The organism is Streptomyces sp. NPDC086519, assembly GCF_040686075.1.
GTDB lineage: Bacteria > Actinomycetota > Actinomycetes > Streptomycetales > Streptomycetaceae > Streptomyces > Streptomyces shenzhenensis.
Window position 1 is genome coordinate 69275 of the sequence record NZ_JBFBJL010000041.1, and the last position, 16046, is coordinate 85320.

Consider the following 16046-nt stretch of genomic DNA (forward strand, 5'->3'; position numbering starts at 1 on the left):
GCAGATCCCCGCGCCCCCGAGAGGGCACGCCGTCGCGAACCACCCTCCGTGAGTCCGTTGGTCGCGTCGGTGAGAGGGTGGTGAGGCGGTCTCGGGGTGCCGTTGTGGTTGTTGTGCCGGTGGTCTTCGGGCCCTTGCGCCACCCGGTTGGCCGCGGTGGTGGGGAGTCCGGCTGGTGGAAATCGGGCCAGGAGTGCGCGATTGGCCTTGGGCGGGCGGGGCGCGTAGGGCCTAGCTTCTGGTTCATGCGGATTCGAATCGTCGATGCCTTTGCCGAGCGGGCGTTCTCCGGGAATCCGGCCGGGGTCGTGCTGCTCGACTCCTTTCCGGAAGACGGGTGGATGCAGAATGTCGCCATGGAGGTGAACCATGCCGAGACCGCGTTCGCGCACCCCCTGCCCGAGGGCGGGGACGCGGACTGGGCGTTGCGGTGGTTCACGCCGGTCACGGAGGTCGCGATGTGCGGGCATGCCACCCTCGCCACCGCTCATGTACTGCACACCACCGGGGCGCACCCGGGACCCGTGCGGTTCGCCAGCCGGAGTGGCGTGCTGGTCGCGACGCCCGGCGTGGAGGGGACGGTCACGCTCGACTTCCCCACCGCCCCGCTTTCCCGGGTCGACGTGCCCGACGGGGTCGCCGAGGCGCTCGGCGCCGAACCCGTCGCCGGCTTCGACACCGGCGCGAACGTCGGTGACCTGCTCCTGGAACTCGCCGACGAGAAGACCGTGCTCGGCCTCTTCCCCGACCACAAGGCGCTCGCCGCCTACTCCACGCGCGGAATCATCGCCACCGCCCGCGCCGAGGACCCGGCCAAGGGGTACGACTACGTCTCCCGCTGCTTCTTCCCGAACGTCGGGATCGACGAGGACCCGGTGACCGGGAGTGCGCATACCGCTCTCGCGCCGCACTGGGCCGGCCGGCTCGGCGAGCCCGATCTCACGGGGCTGCAAGCCTCCCGGCGTACTGGGCTGGTCCGGACCTCGCTGCGCGGTGACCGCGTCCTGCTGACCGGGCGCGCGGTCACCGTCATCGACGGCGAGCTGCTCACGCCGTAGGCAGCCAGCCCACCTTGCCGGCCAGCAGCGCGTACCCGACGAACGCGCCGATGTCGAGCAGGGAGTGCGCCACCACCAGGGGACCGACCCGGCCCCACCGCCGGTACAGGTAGACGAAGACCACGCCCATCACCATGTTGCCGACGAAGCCGCCGATCCCCTGGTAGAGGTGGTACGAGCCGCGCAGGACGGAACTGGCCACCAGCGCCGTCCCCGCGCTCCACCCCAACTGGTCCAGCCGGCGCAGCAGATAGCCGACCACGATGACCTCTTCGAGGATCGCGTTCTGCATGGCGGAAAGGATCAGCACGGGGTACTTCCACCACACGCCGGGCAGCGCCTCCGGGACCACGGTGAGGTTGAAGCCGAGGCCGCGTGCGGCCAGGTAGAAGGCGATTCCGGCGCTGCCGATCACCGAGGCGATCGCGGCACCGCGTCCGAGGTCGGGCCAGGGGCGGGTGCGGTCGAAACCGAGCGAGCGCAGGCTCGCGCCCTCGCGGAGAAGGAGGTGGGCGACGAGGAGGACGGGGACGAGTGCCGCCGCGATGCCGAAGAGCTGCCAGGCGAGATCCAGCCAGGGGCGGCCCGGCGCGGCCGAGGCGTTCATCGTCGCCGCCTGGTCCTTGAGGCCGCCCGGTTTGGTGACCGATCCGATGAAGCTGATCAGGGCGGACACTCCACTCGCACCGAGCGAAAGCCCCAGAACGAGCAGCGTCTCGTCCCTGAACACGCGCTGCGAGGGCCGCTCCAGTGGGTAAGCACCGGCCACCTGATCCGCCTCCACCTGCACTCCTGCCTCCAGTCGAGCAATCCGGCCCCATGAGCGTCCTCGCCCCGCTCCTGTCTCGGAAGCAGTACCGAAGACCGTGCGCACCATGGGACGTCACAGCTTGCCCGATCAACCAGAGACGGACACGGCCGACCCCCGTCCACGCGCCGGCTACCGCACCGACGGCCGGGACGTCACCACCGAGAACCGGACGGCAAGGCCGACCACAGCGCTCCGCAACGGGCGCGGGGCCGCCGCGGCAGACCCCCGCTCCGCCGCGCCCACCACACCCGCGCGGCGCCTCCCCCGCGGCCCTCACCCCATCGGCACCGGCTCCAGTAACCCCACCGGCCACGTATGCACCGGATCGCCCTCGTTCATCAGCTCCGCGTACCGCCGGGTCATCGCCGCGAGCGCCGCGTCCCTCGGCAGCCCCTGTTCCCGTGCCCGGTGGAACGTCGCCGCCTGCCAGGACGCTCCGTTGACCCGGCGCCGGCAGCGCTCCTCGATCACGCCGAGATACAGGTCCCGGTCGGCGGGGTCGACGCCCCACGCGTCCAGCCCGGCCTCCGCCAGCGGCAGCAGCTCGTCGCGGACGAGGGTGACCGCGTCCACCTCCGCCGTGCCGCCGCCGTACCGCGCCCGCCTCGGCCAGACCAGACGCGCGTCGATGCCGTCCCGGCACGCCGCGTCGAAGTTCGCCTCGGCCGCGGCGAACGGCAGCCGTGTCCACACCGGGCGGGACTCCTCCGCGAGGGCACGGACCAGGCCGTAGTAGAACGCCGCGTTGGCGACGACGTCGGTGACGGTGGGCCCGGCCGGCAGCACGCGGTTCTCGACGCGCAGATGGGGGACGCCGTCGGCGATGCCGTAGACCGGCCGGTTCCAGCGGTACACCGTGCCGTTGTGCAGGACGAGTTCCGCGAGCTTCGGCACCCCGCCCGCGTCGAGCACGGCCAGCGGGTCCTCCTCGTCGCAGATCGGCAGGAGGGCGGGGAAGAAGCGCAGGTTCTCCTCGAACAGTTCGTACGCCGAGCTGATCCAGCGTTCGCCGAACCAGGTGCGCGGCCGGACGCCCTGCGCCTGGAGCTCCGGCGGGCGGGTGTCGGTGGCCTGGAGGAACAGCGGGGGGCGGGACTCCCGCCACAGTTCACGGCCGAAGAGGAACGGGGAGTTGGCGCCCACGGCGATCTGCGCGGCGACCGCCGCCTGCGCCGCGTTCCACACGTCCGCGAAGCGGGCCGGGGTGACCTGCAGGTGCAGCTGCACGGACGTGCAGGCGGCCTCCGGGACGATCGACTTCGACGTGCACACGAGGTGCTCGACGCCCTCGATGTCGAGCAGGAAGTCCTCGCCCCGGGCGGCCACGATCTGGTCGTTGAGCAGGGTGTACCGGTCCACCTCGGAGAGGTTCGCGGAGACCAGGTCGTCGCGCTCCAGGGTGGGCAGGATGCCGGTCATCACGATCCCGGCGTCCACCTCGCCCGCCTTGCGGTCGGCGTACGCCAGGGAGGTGCGCAGTTCCTCCGCGAGCCGGTCGAAAACCCGGCCTTCCAGCCGGTGTGGGGCTATGTTCACTTCCAGATTGAACATGGCGAGTTCTGTTTGGAAATCGCGGCTCGCGATACGTTCCAGAACCTGCCCGTTCAGCATTTTCGGCATGCCGTCGGCGCCGGCCAGATTCAATTCGATCTCGACGCCCATGAGATTCTTGGGGCGGTCGAACCGCTTCTCCACCAGCAACCGCTCCAGCCCCGTCAGACAGTCGCGGAGCTTTTCGCGGTAGCGCCGGCGATCGGACAGGTCGAACCGGCCCGCCACGACCTTCTCCCCCATCGAAGCGTCCCTCCTCGAATGGGCGGGCCGGGCTTCCGGCCGCCGGTGTCCCGAGTCCAGGTGGGATGATGCCCAGCGGACGCGATCGATAACGTCGCGCGCGGCACCGGCACCCGCTACTCTGTTGGAATGTGTCCCGCGGCACATTCACGAGGCATGGCGCCGCACGCAACTTCGGGTTCCCCGTTCCCCTCGTGAAAAACGCCGACTGCATCCGGCCGACCGCGACAGCCTCGTAATCCGAGGTCAGCGGGGTTCCGATGGGCAGGAAATCGGGAGGATTCCACGCAAATCATCGACCGAATTGCGTCTTGTCCTGTTGTGTGAAACGGCCCGGTGAAACACCACCTGAACAGGCGTCGTATAAACTTCGCGAACAAGGCAGAAGGCTGGCGCCCACGGTCCTGGTTCCTGCCGCCTGAGTGAGGTGCGGCAGGCAACGCCCGCACCTCTCCTCACCGCACCGGGCCCCGCCTCTCTGACCTCCTGTGAGCTGACAGCGCCGTCCGCCCCCTCCCTCGCGCCGCCGCGCCTGTCGAATGAGAGGCGACCCACCATGCCGCTGCATGTCCCTCCCGCCCCCGCGCCCGCACTGCGTTCCGTCCTCACCGCCCTGGGCTCCCCCACCGCGGTCCGCGAGGCCCGGACCCCCTCCCTGCGCGCCGCGCAGGGACCCGCGACCCCCGAACTCCCGCTTCCCGTGCACGTACTGGACCGGATCACCCCGGAAGGCGGGTCCGCCACCCGGCTCGCCGGGTGGCGTTTCCTGATCCGCTGCGGCGACCGTGCGGTGGCCGCGGCCGACACGATGCTCACCCCGGACGGCTGGGCGTTCTCGCACTTCTTCGAGGGCCCCTACATCACCTCCACCGAGCAGGCCCTGCACCAGGCCGAGGCTCTGCAGCAGACGTACCAGCCCCGCCTGTTGTCCCTGCCCGGCCTCTACATGCTCGCCCTGTGGCTGCACGGCGACTGCACGGCCGACGGTGCCGAGGGGCACCCCGCCGCCACCGACCTGCTCGTGCCGCTGGCGCCCGCTCCGCCCGGTATCGCGGCGCACCGGCCGCACCCGGTCGCCGAACTGCTCCCGGTGCTGACCGACCGGATCACCCCGGCACCTCTGCTCATCACGCCCGCCTGACACCGCCGCCGCACCGCGCCGTACCCCGCCGCTCCCGGTCGAGTGGCGGGGTGCGCGCGTTGTTCCTTCGGCCCGCTCGTCCGAGCAATTCGCCGCTCCCAAGAGCCGGAACAGCCCTCGCCCTGCGCCGGCCCGCCGTTCGGACTAGCCCCATCCGGCCATGTGAAACCATCCGAATCGGCAACCCTGCCGGAATGAACCGTCCGCGCGGGTGACGCGTCTCCAACCTGTGAGAAGCGGTGCAGCGAAATCCCTGCGGAGCAACGCCCGGAAGGCAACACTGGTTTCCGACCGACTCATCAGCACGGGGGGCCGACATGACCACGACCGAGCGAGAGACCCTATCCATGTGCCAGCACCAGCCGCCGTGTCCGACAGCCGAATCCGCCGACCGGGAGTCCGCCCGCCTCATGGCGCACCACCCGGAGCAGGGATGGAGCCTGCTGTGCAACGGCGTTCTGCTCTTCGAGGACACCGGTGAGCTCCTGCCCGACGGCCAGATCATCGCGCCGCACCGCCCGCTCGGTGCCGGCCGCGTGGTGACCGCCGCCTGAGAGACCTGCCGCACCCCCCGGGCGGCCCCGTCGCTCCGCCCGGTGACCCGCAGGGGCCGGACGCACATCCACGGTGCGCACCGGCCCCGACGTGTGTCCGGGGTTGGTCACCCCTTGTAGCCGAGCGCTGTGCGCAGCGCGAAGTAGGCCGGTTTGGGAGCGAGTTGCTCGTCCCAGGGCAGGGCCGCGCCCTCGCCGGGGAAGAACGCCGGGATCCACGAGTACTTGTCCGTGTAGTCCCAGACCGTGATGCCCACGCAGTGCCGTACCGCCAGGCAGGCCTTGGTCAGATCGGCGTACCAGGTGGCCTGCTCGGCCAGCTTCCCGTCGGTGGCGGGCAGTTGCATCCGCACGTCCACCTCGGTGAGCGCGGTGTCCAGGCCGAGGCGGGAGAAGCGGCGGAGGTTGTCCTCCAGGGTGGACGGATAGCCGTACTGGAGGGCGAGGTGGGCCTGGAAGCCGATGCCGTCCAGCGGGACGCCCTCGGCCTTCAGTTGCCGGGCGAGCGCGTAGTAGGCGTCGCTCTTCGCGCCGAGGCCCTCGATGTTGTAGTCGTTCAGGTAGAGCCTGGCGTGCGGGTCGGCCTGGTGGGCCCAGCGCAGCGCGTCCGCGATGTAGCCGGGGCCGAGCGTCTTGTACCAGAGGGTCTCGCGGTAACTGCCGTCCTCGTTGAAGGCCTCGTTGACGACGTCCCAGGAGTAGACCTTGCCCCGGTAGTGCCGTACCTCGGTCTGGATGTGCTTCTTGAGCACCGCCCGGAGCTCGGTGGCCGTCCAGTCGCGTGAGGTGAGCCAGTCGGGCAGCTGGCTGTGCCAGACCAGGGTGTGGGCGCGGACCCGCTGGTGGTTCTTGCGCGCCAGGTTCACGATCTGGTCGCCGTTGGTCCAGTCGAACACGCCCTGCTGGGGTTCGGTGGCGTACCACTTCATCCCGTTGCCGGGCGTGATCATGTCGAACTCGGTGCCGAGCAGCCCGGTGTAGGCGGTGTCGGTGAGTTCGGGATTGTCGGTGGCGCTGCCGAAGTAGCGGCCGTGCCGCTGGGCCAGTTCGGCCAGGGTGGGCTGCCGGTCGTGGGCCTGGGCGGCGGGGCCGGTGGCGACCCCGGCGGCCACGAGTACGGCCGCGAGGGCACCGGCGAGTCTGAGACGTGTGCGGGACATCGTGCGACTCCGATCAGTTGGGATGACCAGTGGGGGATGACCAGCGGGCTGACCAGTGCGGGTTCAGCCCTTGGTGGCGCCGGCCGTCAGGCCGCCGACCAGCTGGCGCTCGGCGACCGAGTAGAAGGCCAGGGCGGGAACCATCGCGAGGACCAGATAGGCGAAGACCCGGGCGGTGTCGGCGGAGTACTGGCCCTGGAACTGCTGGACACCGATGGGGACGGTCCACCAGGTGGAGTCGGTGAAGACCAGCAGCGGCAGGAAGAAGTTGTTCCAGCTGGTGACGACCGCGAGCACCGAGACCGTGCCGAGCGCCGGCCGGGCCATGGGCAGCAGGATCCGCCAGAAGAAGCCGAACGGCCCGCAGCCGTCGAGCGTGGCCGCCTCCTCCAGCTCACCGGGGATCTCCCGGAAGAAGCCGCGCAGGATGATGATGGTCATCGGCAGCCCGAACGCGGCCTGCGGCAGGATCACGCCCAGCGGGTTGTCCAGCAGGTGCATCGAGCGCAGCAGCAGGAAGAGGGGCAGGGCGGCCACCGCGAAGGGGAACATCAGGCCCATCGTGAACACGGTGAACAGGACTTCCCGGCCGCGGAACGCGAACCGCGCGAAGGAGAAGGCCGCCAGCGCCGACACCGCGACCACGAGCACGGTGGTGGCCACCGCGATCAGCGTGCTGTTGCCGACCAGCCGCCAGAACGTGCCGGAGCCGAGGATGCCGGTGTAGTTGGAGGTGACCCAGGACTCGGGCAGACCGACCGGGTTGCGGGACAGCTCGTCGGTCGTCTTGAACCCGGACAGCAGGGCGTACAGCAGGGGTACGACCATCACCGCGCCGACCACGATCAGGATCACGTGCAGCGGCAGGTTCCGTACGGCCGTGGTCTTGCGGCTGCTGGTGCCGCTCATGCGCCGTCTCCCCTCATGTTCGTGGTGGCGCCCTCCAGGTCGCGGCGGAGCACGAACCGCTGGTAGGCGAGGGCGAAGACGAGGCTGATGGCGAACATGGCCACGCTGATCGCGCTGGCGTAGCCGACCTGGTAGCGCTTGAAGCCGTACTGGAACATGGTCACGGCCATCGTCTCCGAGTGGTGGTCGGGGCCGCCCGCGGTGACCACCCACACCAGGTCGAAGAGCTGGATGGAGCCGATCACCGACAGGAAGACGCTGATGCGCAGGGTGGGCGCGAGCAGCGGCAGGGTGACGTGGCGGAAGCGCTGCCAGGGGGAGGCGCCGTCGACGGTGGCGGCCTCCGTCAACTCGGCCGGAATGGACTGGAGTCCGGCCAGGTAGAGCATCATGTGGAAGCCGAAGTACTTCCAGGTCATGACCAGGAAGAGGGTGGCCATGACGGTGGAGGGGTCGGAGAACCACTTCCCGCCGAGCGCGCCGAGGCCGATGTCGCTCAGGAGATGGTCGGCGAGCCCGTCGTCGGGCGCGAAGATCATGCCGAACAACACGCCGGTGATCGCCTCGGAGAGCACGTACGGCGCGAAGAACAGCATCCGGTAGACGGCCCGGCCGCGGATCCTCTGGTTGAGCAGGACCGCCATGGCGAGCGCGAACGGCAGTTGCAGTGCCAGCGACAGCACGACGAGGACCAGGCAGCGCCACAGGTCGCCGAGGAAGACGTCGTCCTGGAGGAGCCGGGTGAAGTTGTCGGTGCCGGTGTAGTCGGAGGGCATGCCGAAGCCGCCCCAGCGGAAGAACGAGGCGTACAGCGCGAACAGGATCGGCAGCAGGACGAGGACGCCGAACAGCGCCAGGGCGGGCAGCTGGAAGCTCATCGCGGTGAGCCAGTGCAGCAGCCTGCGCCACCGCCGCGCCCGGCCCGCGGCCGGCAGCGGCGATGGCGCGGCCTCCGGTCCCGACCGGGTACCGGGCAGGTAGGTCGAGGTCATCGGGCGGCCTACTGCTCTTCCTTCGCGGTCTTGGTGATCGCCTGGGTGACGTCCGCGGGCGACTTGGACCCGGCGATCAGCCCGGCGACGCTGTCGTTGATCTGCTGGCCGACGGCGGGCGCGTAGGCCTGGTCGAGGTAGAGCTGGAAACCGGTGGCGGCCTTCAACTGCGCCTGTACGGCCTTGGTGTTGGGGTCGCTCAGCGCCTTCTCCGCGCCGGGGACCACCGGGAGGGTGTTGGTCTTCTCCACGAGCACCAGGTCGGTGGTCTCGGAGGCGAAGAACTTCAGGAAGTCGACGGCCTCCTTGGGGGCGCCCTTGCGCAGGGCGTGCCCGCCGCCACCGCCGAAGACCTCGGTGATGGCGCCCTTGCCGCCCTCGACCGCGGGGAACGGGAAGAAGCCCAGGTCCGAGCCGAGGCCCTTGCCCGCGTCCGCCTCCACCACCGGGGCCCACTGGCCCATCAGTTCCATGGCCGCCTTGCCGTTGCCGACGGCGGCCGCCTGGCCGGTGGGCGCGGAGTACGCGGCGCCGAGGAAGCCCTTCTGGAACGGCTGGAGGTCGACCAGGTCCTTCAGGTGCTGTCCGGCCTGGACGAACCCGGTGCCGGTGAAGTCCTTGTCCTCGTCGGCCTTCTGGAGGGCGTCGAGCCCGGCCGTGCGCATCGCCAGGTACGCCCAGTAGTACATGCCCGTCCAGCTCTCCTTGCCCGCGAGGGCTAGCGGGGTGATGCCGGCGGTCTTGAGCTTCCGCACCGCGTCGAGGAATCCGCTCCACGTGGTGGGAGGCTCGCTGATCCCCGCCCTCTTGAAGAGTGCCTTGTTGTACCAGAAGCCGATCATGCCGATGTCGAACGGAATGCCGTAGAGCTTCTGGTCGATGAGGTACGGCTGCTTGGCGACCGACAGCATCCCGTCCGCCCAGGGCTTGGTGGCGTCGGTGAGGTCCTCGACGAGGCCGGCGTCGACCTGCTGCTTGAGGACCCCGCCGCCCCAGGTGTGGAAGATGTCCGGGAGCTTGCCGGAGGCTATGAGCGCCGTCATCTTGGATTTGTAGGCGTCGTTCTCCAACTGCACGATCTTCAGCTTCACATGCGGGTTCTGGGCCTCGAACTTCCTGGCCAGGCCCGCCCAGACGTTCTTCGTCGGCTGGGTGGTGGAGATGTTCCACCACTCGACGGTGACCTTCCCCGACGACGAGGACCCTCCGTCCGAGCCTGAGCCGCAGCCGCTGAGGGCGGTCATGCCCAGACCGGCGGCCGCGGTGGCCGCCAGGAAACCGCGACGGGACAGTGCCGGGTCGCCCATGATGCGCTCCTTGGGGTACGGGACGACCGACGCCGTCCTGGTTCGGTGGTGCTCTGAGGCCACCGTCTTCGAAACATTCGACAAATTCATCGAACGTTCCGAACGGCGACTCTAGGAAGGCGGATCAGGAGCGTCAAGGTGTCGCGCATCAGGTATTGGGCACGTATGCGAACCAGTCGAAGGCGGCCCGCCCCTCGGTGACATCCATGCCGATGACCCGGCCGGTGAACCCGGCGGCCACCTCGCTGGAGAGACACCGGCCGTCGAGTTCGGCCAGCCGAACGACACCGTCGGACGTTTCCACCGAAAGGGTCACGGCATCGGGCCGGCGGGGCGGACGCCGGTCGTGTCGTGCTGCCCCGGTGCGGTGCCGGTGGGCGGCGGCACCCGGGTCGTACGGATCTCCACCACGAGGGTCAACGGACCGGGCGGCACCGCACGTTCGGCGAGCCGCCTGCGAAGCGGCCCGATCCGGGCGACCGCGCTCGCCACTCCCCCGCTCACCTCCAGGTCGTAGTGGTGGGCCTCGTCGATGCGCACCGACAGACCCGCGCGTCCCGGGCCGGGGTCGAGCAGGGCGGCGGCCCGGCAGTCGGCGTGCTGCCGGCGGCGGCCGACGAAGGCGCGCCCGGCGCGGTCGAGACTGCCCCCGGCGGCCGTGAGCGTCAGCCACCCGGGCCGCTCGGTCAGCGACCAGGACCCGTCCGGACGAGGTCGGCGTGCCCGGTGCACTGGACGGTGCACTGGACGGGCTCCCGGATGCCCCGGTGCGAGACCAGCGGACTGCCGGGGGCGGGCTGCCACGGCCCGCGCGGCGCTCGGGCGCGGGCCACGGACACCCCGCGCCCGAGCGCGGTGCCGCCCTCGGCGACCAGCAGGTACCACCACTCGCCGACCCGGTAGAGGTGCGGCGCCTCCGGGTCCCGCAGCCCCGTACCGGACCCCATCGGGAGCGGCCCCTCCAGCACCTTCCCGCTCCGGGTGTCGATCCGGGCGACGGCGACCCCCGCGACGGCACACCAGCAGTCGCCGTTCTCGTCCCAGGCGAGGTCCGGGTCGATGCCGGGGACGTCGATCCACACCGGGTCGGACCAGGGCCCCTCGGGCCGCTCGGCGGAAGAGTCCGTCGTGGTGCCGGATGGTCGGCGCGTACCCGCCACCAGAGGCCGGAGTGCCGCCCGGCAGCGTCAACTGCCCCGGCCGGTCGAGGACGTTGCCGAGCTGCCGCCAGTGCACCAGGTCCCGGCTGCGGAAGAGCGGGATGCCGAAGAGGTACTCGAAGCCGGAACAGACGAGGTAGTGGTCCTCCCCGACCCGGCACACGCTCGGGTCGGGACGGAAGCCGGGGACGACCGGGTCGTCGTACGTCCGCATGCGTGTGCCCCTCCCCCAGCCGTACCGAAAGTTTCGGCAAGATCGGCGAACATTACGGAGCGCTCGGCAGAAGCCCGCTCGGGGCCGGACAAGGCAGCCGTCACGGCTTCAACCGGTACGGCAGCACGCACACCACGACGTGATTCCGGAGGACCTCGCCGGAGCCGGAGGACGTCACCGCGTCGGCCGGTACCTCGTTAGCCTTGACCGTGTACTCGGGGACCGAGTTGTCCTTGATGACGGCGGCCTTGGCGTCCTTCATCTGCTGGATGAGCACCTGAAGCCGCCGTTCGCCCGCCGAACCCTCCTGAACTGGGCAAACCTCAGTATGGACAGGGGCGGGTGCTCCTTGACGAGGTCCGCCGCCCGGAGATCGGCCCCCCGGGGTCCAGGGTGCCGGGCGTCTTCAAGGCGTCAGGCCTGGAGCACGCCCCGCCTCGGCCCCACCGAACCCGGTCTCAGCCCACCGAACCCGGTCTCAGCCCCACCGGACCCCCGCCATCAGCACGTCGAGCCCGCGCCGGGTGGTGACCATCACCACCCGGTCCCCCGCCGCCAGCACCCGGCCCTGCGCCGGCCGCCAGTCGAAGGCGGCCTGTCCCGAGGCGCTCCCGCCGACCGGCCCCACCGCCAGCACCCGCCACTCCCGCCGCCTGAACGCCTGATGCACCGAGCGCCCCTCCAGCTCCGGATGTCCGGCCACATCCACGCAGGTGAACAGCAGCGACCCCCGCTCCACCGGCATCACCCCCAGCACATGCCGCCCCATCATCGCCGCCGCGAAAGAGGGCGCGGCCAGCGCTGAAACGCTCCTGCTCCGGGTGAGCGCGTCCGGATAGGACGCGCGCAACGTGCGCTGGACGGTCGCGGCGAAGGCGTCGTCGTACAGCCGTGTGACCACCCGTACCGCGGGGTTGGCCTCCCGGACGGCCATGACGATGTCGAGGTTCTGGCCGTCGTCGCGGGTGAGGACGAGCAGGGAGCCGCACTGCCGGACCCGGGCGAGTTCGAGGACGCCGGGGGCGGTGGCGTCTTCCAGGACCAGCGGGACGCCGAGTTCCCGGGCGAGCGCGACACCCCGGGCGCGTGGGTCCCGCTCGATGGCCACCACCTGGTGGCCGGTGGAGCGCAGCCGGTCGAGCACCCGGGTGCCGACCATCCCGAGGCCGACCAGGACGATGTGGCCGCTGACGTCGTCGTCGGGCGGATGGTTCACGGAGGCGGTGCGGAACGCCTCGGTGGCGTTCATGGTCGCGGCGACCACGAGCGGCAGCACGGCGAGCCCGACGAAGCCGGCGAGGAGCTGGAGTATGCGGCGGGCCGGGGACTCCTCGGTCGCCGGATCCCCCATCGTGAAGATGTCCAGCAGCGGCAGATAGAAGTTCTTCCACCAGGGATGCTCGTCCGCGAAGAGCGCGGTGGCGGTGGACAGGGCGACCACGACGGCGGCCAACGAGCCGTAGACCGCTGCCAGTTGCCGGGAGCGGAAGACCCGCCAGGGCAGGTGGGCGAAGCGGGCCCGCACCCAGCGCACCGGCCGCAACCGCCGGACCCGGCGGGCCGGTTCGGCCGTGTCGAGGTGGACGACCTCCTCCAGCATCAGCCGCCCGTGCGTGAACTGCCGGTGGTAAGCCGTCCGGTCGTCGGGCAGCAGCTGGGTGCCGTCCTCGCCGGCCGTCTCGGCGCTGTCCTGGCTGGCCGGGTCGTCCTCGTGGGCGCCGGAGAGCACGGCCAGGGGGGCGAGGTCGGTGGCGTGCGTGGGGGTGCCCGCGGGCCGTACGACACCGCGGAAGACCTTGCCCTCGACCTGGAGGGTGTGGCCGTGGCCCACGGCGGCTGCCGCGACCAGCTCCGGTACGGCGGTGTCGGCGTCGGAGAGCACGGTGGTGGAGGTGTCCGGTGCGGGAGCGTCGCACAGGCCCGCCGCCCGGTCCAGGAGCCGTTCGAGATGGCGGCCGCGCTCCCGGTTGAACATCCGCACGACCAGCCGCACGGAGGGGTTGACGGTGCGGGCGAGCAGGGCCGCGGTGACGTTGACCTGGTCGTCGCGGTAGGTCAGGGCGAGCGCGGCGGCCCGTGCCACTCCGGCCGCGCGCAGGGTGGCCTCGTCCGGGCGGGCCGAGATGTGCAGGTGGACGGCGGACGTCGGGTCGCGGTGCAGGGCGCCGACCCGGGCGCCGTGCTGGTCGTCGGCGGACGGCAGGACCACGGTGACGACCTCACCGCACACGGCGTCCAGTTCGACGGCGAGCCGGTGGGCGAGGCCGTCGTCGCCGCAGATCACCATGTGCCCGGTTCTCTCTCCGGAAGCCGCTGGTACAGGGAGGGTCGACGTCACATCAGCCTGAACGGCACTCGCCGTGACGCCGGTTCCGGCCGGGCCGCTGCACACCGTTCAAAATTCCGTCAAGAGCATGTCAAGGACAGGGGTGGCGTCGCCAGGTTCCGCAAAGTCCGTGCCGAAGATCCCACGGGTGCGCTCCGCAGGGCCGGGACGGGCCGACCGCCGCGCACGATGCTGCCCGCCGGCCACAACGTGGTCCCCGCCTCGGCGGTGGCCCGGGCCCTACGCCTCGACAGGCGCAGCGAGCGGTCGACGACCGCGGCGACGGCGACCGCGACCGCGAACACCCCGAGCGCGAGCAGGGCGCGGCCCTCTCCCAGGTACCCGCCGCGGACGGCCGCCCGCCCCCGTACCCGTCAGTCTGCGACCGCGTCCGGCCAGGAGCAGTCGGCGTTGATGCGATCCTGACACCCCTTCAGGCGGCCGCAGGGCGCCCATCCGGTGGTCCGGCCCGAACCGGTCCCGCCGCGTCGCCCGGCTCCCGGTCCGGACCGCAGGGCGGACGTCGTAGGGGCGCTGTGCGGGATAACGCTCGGTGTCCGATCTCCCGCACCCGCCCGCCGTCCCCCGTACAGCGCAAGCTCCCCACGCGGTCCACGAACCACCGTTTCCTGACGTGCGGCCCCCGCCCGGTCAGGGCATTCTTAACGCAAGCTTGACGCCCAGAGCCCTCCGATCCGTGGGCCCACGCGTCACTCTCTGCTTACGCTGGTGCCGCCGTCCGCGTGATGGCCGGAATCGAACTGCGCCGCACCACACCGCGCCGGACACCAGGAGCCGACCCCATGGCCACGACCGAGCACCCCCCTCCCAGTCGCCTGCGCGCCTGGATGCTGGAGGGGCTGTCCGACATGGGCAAGAGCGGCGGCCACACCGGACCCCACGCGCAGCCCGAGCCCGCCCACCAGGGCCAGCGCTGGTGGCGGGTGATGTGTCTGACCGGTGTCGACTACTTCTCCACCCTCGGCTACCAGCCGGGCATCGCCGCGCTCGCGGCCGGCCTGCTCTCCCCGATCGCGACCATCGTGCTCGTCATCGTCACCCTGGCCGGCGCCCTGCCGGTCTACCGCCGCGTCGCCGAGGAGAGCCCGCACGGCGAGGGCTCCATCGCCATGCTGGAGCGGCTGCTCTCCTTCTGGCAGGGCAAGCTCTTCGTGCTGACCCTGCTCGGCTTCGCCGCCACCGACTTCCTGATCACCATCACCCTGTCGGCCGCGGACGCCTCCACCCACCTGGTGGAGAACCCGCATCTCACCGACTTCCTGCACGGCAAGCAACTGATCATCACACTGCTCCTGGTGGCCCTGCTCGGCGCGGTCTTCCTCAAGGGCTTCCTGGAGGCGATCGGCGTCGCGGTCGCCCTGGTCGGCGTCTACCTCGCGCTCAACGTCGTCGTCGTGATCGTCGGCTTCTACCACGTCATCACCGCCGAGCACGTCATCACCGACTGGTCCAGCGCCCTGACCGCCGAACACGGCAACGTCTTCGTCATGATCGGCGTCGCCCTGATCGTCTTCCCGAAACTCGCCCTGGGCCTGTCCGGCTTCGAGACCGGTGTCGCCGTCATGCCCCACGTCAAGGGCGACCCGCACGACACCGAGCAGCAGCCCACCGGCCGGATCCGGGACACCAAGAAACTGCTCACCACGGCCGCCCTGATCATGAGCTGCTTCCTGATCGCAACCAGCTTCATCACCACGCTGCTGATCCCGGAGAACGAGTTCAAGTCCGGCGGCAGCGCCAACGGCCGCGCGCTCGCCTACCTCGCCCACCAATACCTCGGCAACGTCTTCGGCACGGTCTACGACGTCTCGACCATCTGCATCCTGTGGTTCGCCGGCGCCTCCGCGATGGCCGGCCTGCTCAACCTGATGCCGCGCTACCTGCCCCGCTACGGCATGGCCCCGCACTGGGCCCGTGCCGTGCGCCCGATGGTCATCGTCTTCACCCTGATCGCCTTCCTGGTCACCTGGATCTTCGACGCCAACGTCGACGCACAGGGCGGCGCCTACGCCACCGGCGTGCTGGTCCTGATCAGCTCCGCCGCGGTCGCGGTGACCATCGCCGCCCGCAAGGCCGGGCAGCGCAAGTGGGCGATCGGGTTCGGCGTCATCTCGGCGGTGTTCCTCTACACGACCGTCGTCAACGTCATCGAACGGCCCGACGGTGTGAAGATCGGTGCCTGCTTCATCGTCGGCATCATCCTCGTCTCACTGCTCTCCCGCCTCGCCCGCGCCTTCGAACTGCGCGTGACCAGCGTGACCCTCGACGACATGGCGGAACGATTCATCCGGGACATGGCCAGCCGCAAGATCCGCTTCATCGCCAACGAGCCGGACCGGCGCGACAAGGCCGAGTACCGCGACAAGATCGAACAGATCCGGGCCGACAACGACATGCCGGAGCCGGAGGACTTCGTCTTCGTCGAGGTGACGGTCACCGACCCCTCCGAGTTCGAGGCGGGCCTCACCGTCCACGGCGAGGTCCTGCACAACCGCTACCGCGTGCTGACCCTGGAGTCGGCCTCCATCCCCAACGCCCTGGCCGCGCTGCTGCTGTACGTCCGGGACGAGACCGGCTGCATCCCGCACATCTACTTCGA

Annotated in this window: 11 protein-coding genes and 3 pseudogenes; 4 read left to right on the forward strand and 10 right to left on the reverse strand. The window is 70.6% G+C overall.

Translation table 11 applies throughout. The features are described 5' to 3' along the window. Window positions 1–245: 245 nt before the first annotated feature. On the forward strand, window positions 246–1058 hold the full coding sequence (locus AB0P24_RS31795) for a PhzF family phenazine biosynthesis protein (RefSeq protein WP_365800055.1): 813 nt from the start codon (window positions 246–248) through the stop codon (window positions 1056–1058). Here the strand turns inward: AB0P24_RS31795 and AB0P24_RS31800 are convergent. Next, entirely contained in the window at window positions 1048–1848 is an 801-nt protein-coding gene (locus AB0P24_RS31800; RefSeq protein WP_365800057.1) for a type II CAAX endopeptidase family protein, read from the reverse strand. The genes AB0P24_RS31795 and AB0P24_RS31800 overlap by 11 nt on opposite strands. 294 nt (window positions 1849–2142) lie before the next feature. After that, on the reverse strand, window positions 2143–3663 hold the full coding sequence (locus AB0P24_RS31805; RefSeq protein ID WP_365800059.1) for a glutamate--cysteine ligase: 1521 nt from the start codon (window positions 3661–3663) through the stop codon (window positions 2143–2145). Window positions 3664–4219: 556 nt separating this feature from the next. On the opposite strand from AB0P24_RS31805, the gene AB0P24_RS31810 reads away from it, so the two are divergent. Next, window positions 4220–4804 carry a hypothetical protein gene (locus AB0P24_RS31810; protein ID WP_365800061.1) on the forward strand — a complete coding sequence of 195 codons (585 nt, stop codon included), beginning with the start codon at window positions 4220–4222 and terminating at the stop codon, window positions 4802–4804. Between the two features lie 347 nt (window positions 4805–5151). Further along, entirely contained in the window at window positions 5152–5358 is a 207-nt protein-coding gene (locus AB0P24_RS31815; protein WP_181807334.1) for a DUF5999 family protein, read from the forward strand. 107 nt (window positions 5359–5465) lie between these two features. Here AB0P24_RS31815 and AB0P24_RS31820 read toward each other — a convergent pair whose 3' ends face one another. The 8 genes and pseudogenes from AB0P24_RS31820 to AB0P24_RS31855 all read right to left on the reverse strand — a co-directional run. Next, window positions 5466–6518 (reverse strand): endo-1,4-beta-xylanase, encoded by a 1053-nt coding sequence (locus AB0P24_RS31820; RefSeq protein ID WP_365800063.1) that lies wholly within the window; start codon window positions 6516–6518, stop codon window positions 5466–5468. A gap of 63 nt (window positions 6519–6581) precedes the next feature. Next, the gene (locus AB0P24_RS31825) at window positions 6582–7427 is read right to left on the reverse strand and encodes a carbohydrate ABC transporter permease (protein WP_365800065.1); all 846 of its coding nucleotides are present in this window, start codon (window positions 7425–7427) and stop codon (window positions 6582–6584) included. After that, a complete protein-coding gene (locus AB0P24_RS31830) occupies window positions 7424–8419 on the reverse strand; it encodes a sugar ABC transporter permease (RefSeq protein ID WP_365800067.1) in 996 nt (331 codons plus the stop codon). The genes AB0P24_RS31825 and AB0P24_RS31830 overlap by 4 nt, the downstream gene beginning before the upstream one ends. Window positions 8420–8427: 8 nt before the next feature. Continuing rightward, window positions 8428–9726 carry an extracellular solute-binding protein gene (locus AB0P24_RS31835; protein ID WP_365800069.1) on the reverse strand — a complete coding sequence of 433 codons (1299 nt, stop codon included), beginning with the start codon at window positions 9724–9726 and terminating at the stop codon, window positions 8428–8430. Between the two features lie 148 nt (window positions 9727–9874). Further along, window positions 9875–11100 (reverse strand): annotated as a pseudogene (locus AB0P24_RS31840) (family 43 glycosylhydrolase). A 157-nt stretch (window positions 11101–11257) separates the two neighbouring features. Then, a pseudogene (locus tag AB0P24_RS31845) lies at window positions 11258–11380 on the reverse strand (potassium-transporting ATPase subunit C); the annotation flags it as partial. Between the two features lie 198 nt (window positions 11381–11578). Next, window positions 11579–13387 carry an NAD(P)-binding protein gene (locus AB0P24_RS31850; RefSeq protein ID WP_365800071.1) on the reverse strand — a complete coding sequence of 603 codons (1809 nt, stop codon included), beginning with the start codon at window positions 13385–13387 and terminating at the stop codon, window positions 11579–11581. A gap of 156 nt (window positions 13388–13543) precedes the next feature. Beyond that, window positions 13544–13749, reverse strand: a pseudogene (locus AB0P24_RS31855) (hypothetical protein); the annotation flags it as partial. 480 nt (window positions 13750–14229) lie between these two features. Between AB0P24_RS31855 and AB0P24_RS31860 the strand changes: the two are divergent. After that, window positions 14230–16046, forward strand: a 1817-nt coding sequence (locus AB0P24_RS31860) for an amino acid transporter (RefSeq protein WP_365800073.1), incomplete at its 3' end; no start/stop codon positions are given.

Coding starts and splice junctions, on each gene's coding strand:
- AB0P24_RS31805 (WP_365800059.1), bottom strand. CDS start 3,663: ATGGGGGAGAAGGTCGTGGCGGGCCGGTTCGACCTGTCCGATCGCCGG.
- AB0P24_RS31830 (WP_365800067.1), bottom strand. CDS start 8,419: ATGACCTCGACCTACCTGCCCGGTACCCGGTCGGGACCGGAGGCCGCG.
- AB0P24_RS31850 (WP_365800071.1), bottom strand. CDS start 13,387: ATGGTGATCTGCGGCGACGACGGCCTCGCCCACCGGCTCGCCGTCGAA.
- AB0P24_RS31815 (WP_181807334.1), top strand. CDS start 5,152: ATGTGCCAGCACCAGCCGCCGTGTCCGACAGCCGAATCCGCCGACCGG.
- AB0P24_RS31795 (WP_365800055.1), top strand. CDS start 246: ATGCGGATTCGAATCGTCGATGCCTTTGCCGAGCGGGCGTTCTCCGGG.
- AB0P24_RS31825 (WP_365800065.1), bottom strand. CDS start 7,427: ATGAGCGGCACCAGCAGCCGCAAGACCACGGCCGTACGGAACCTGCCG.
- AB0P24_RS31810 (WP_365800061.1), top strand. CDS start 4,220: ATGCCGCTGCATGTCCCTCCCGCCCCCGCGCCCGCACTGCGTTCCGTC.
- AB0P24_RS31835 (WP_365800069.1), bottom strand. CDS start 9,726: ATGGGCGACCCGGCACTGTCCCGTCGCGGTTTCCTGGCGGCCACCGCG.
- AB0P24_RS31820 (WP_365800063.1), bottom strand. CDS start 6,518: ATGTCCCGCACACGTCTCAGACTCGCCGGTGCCCTCGCGGCCGTACTC.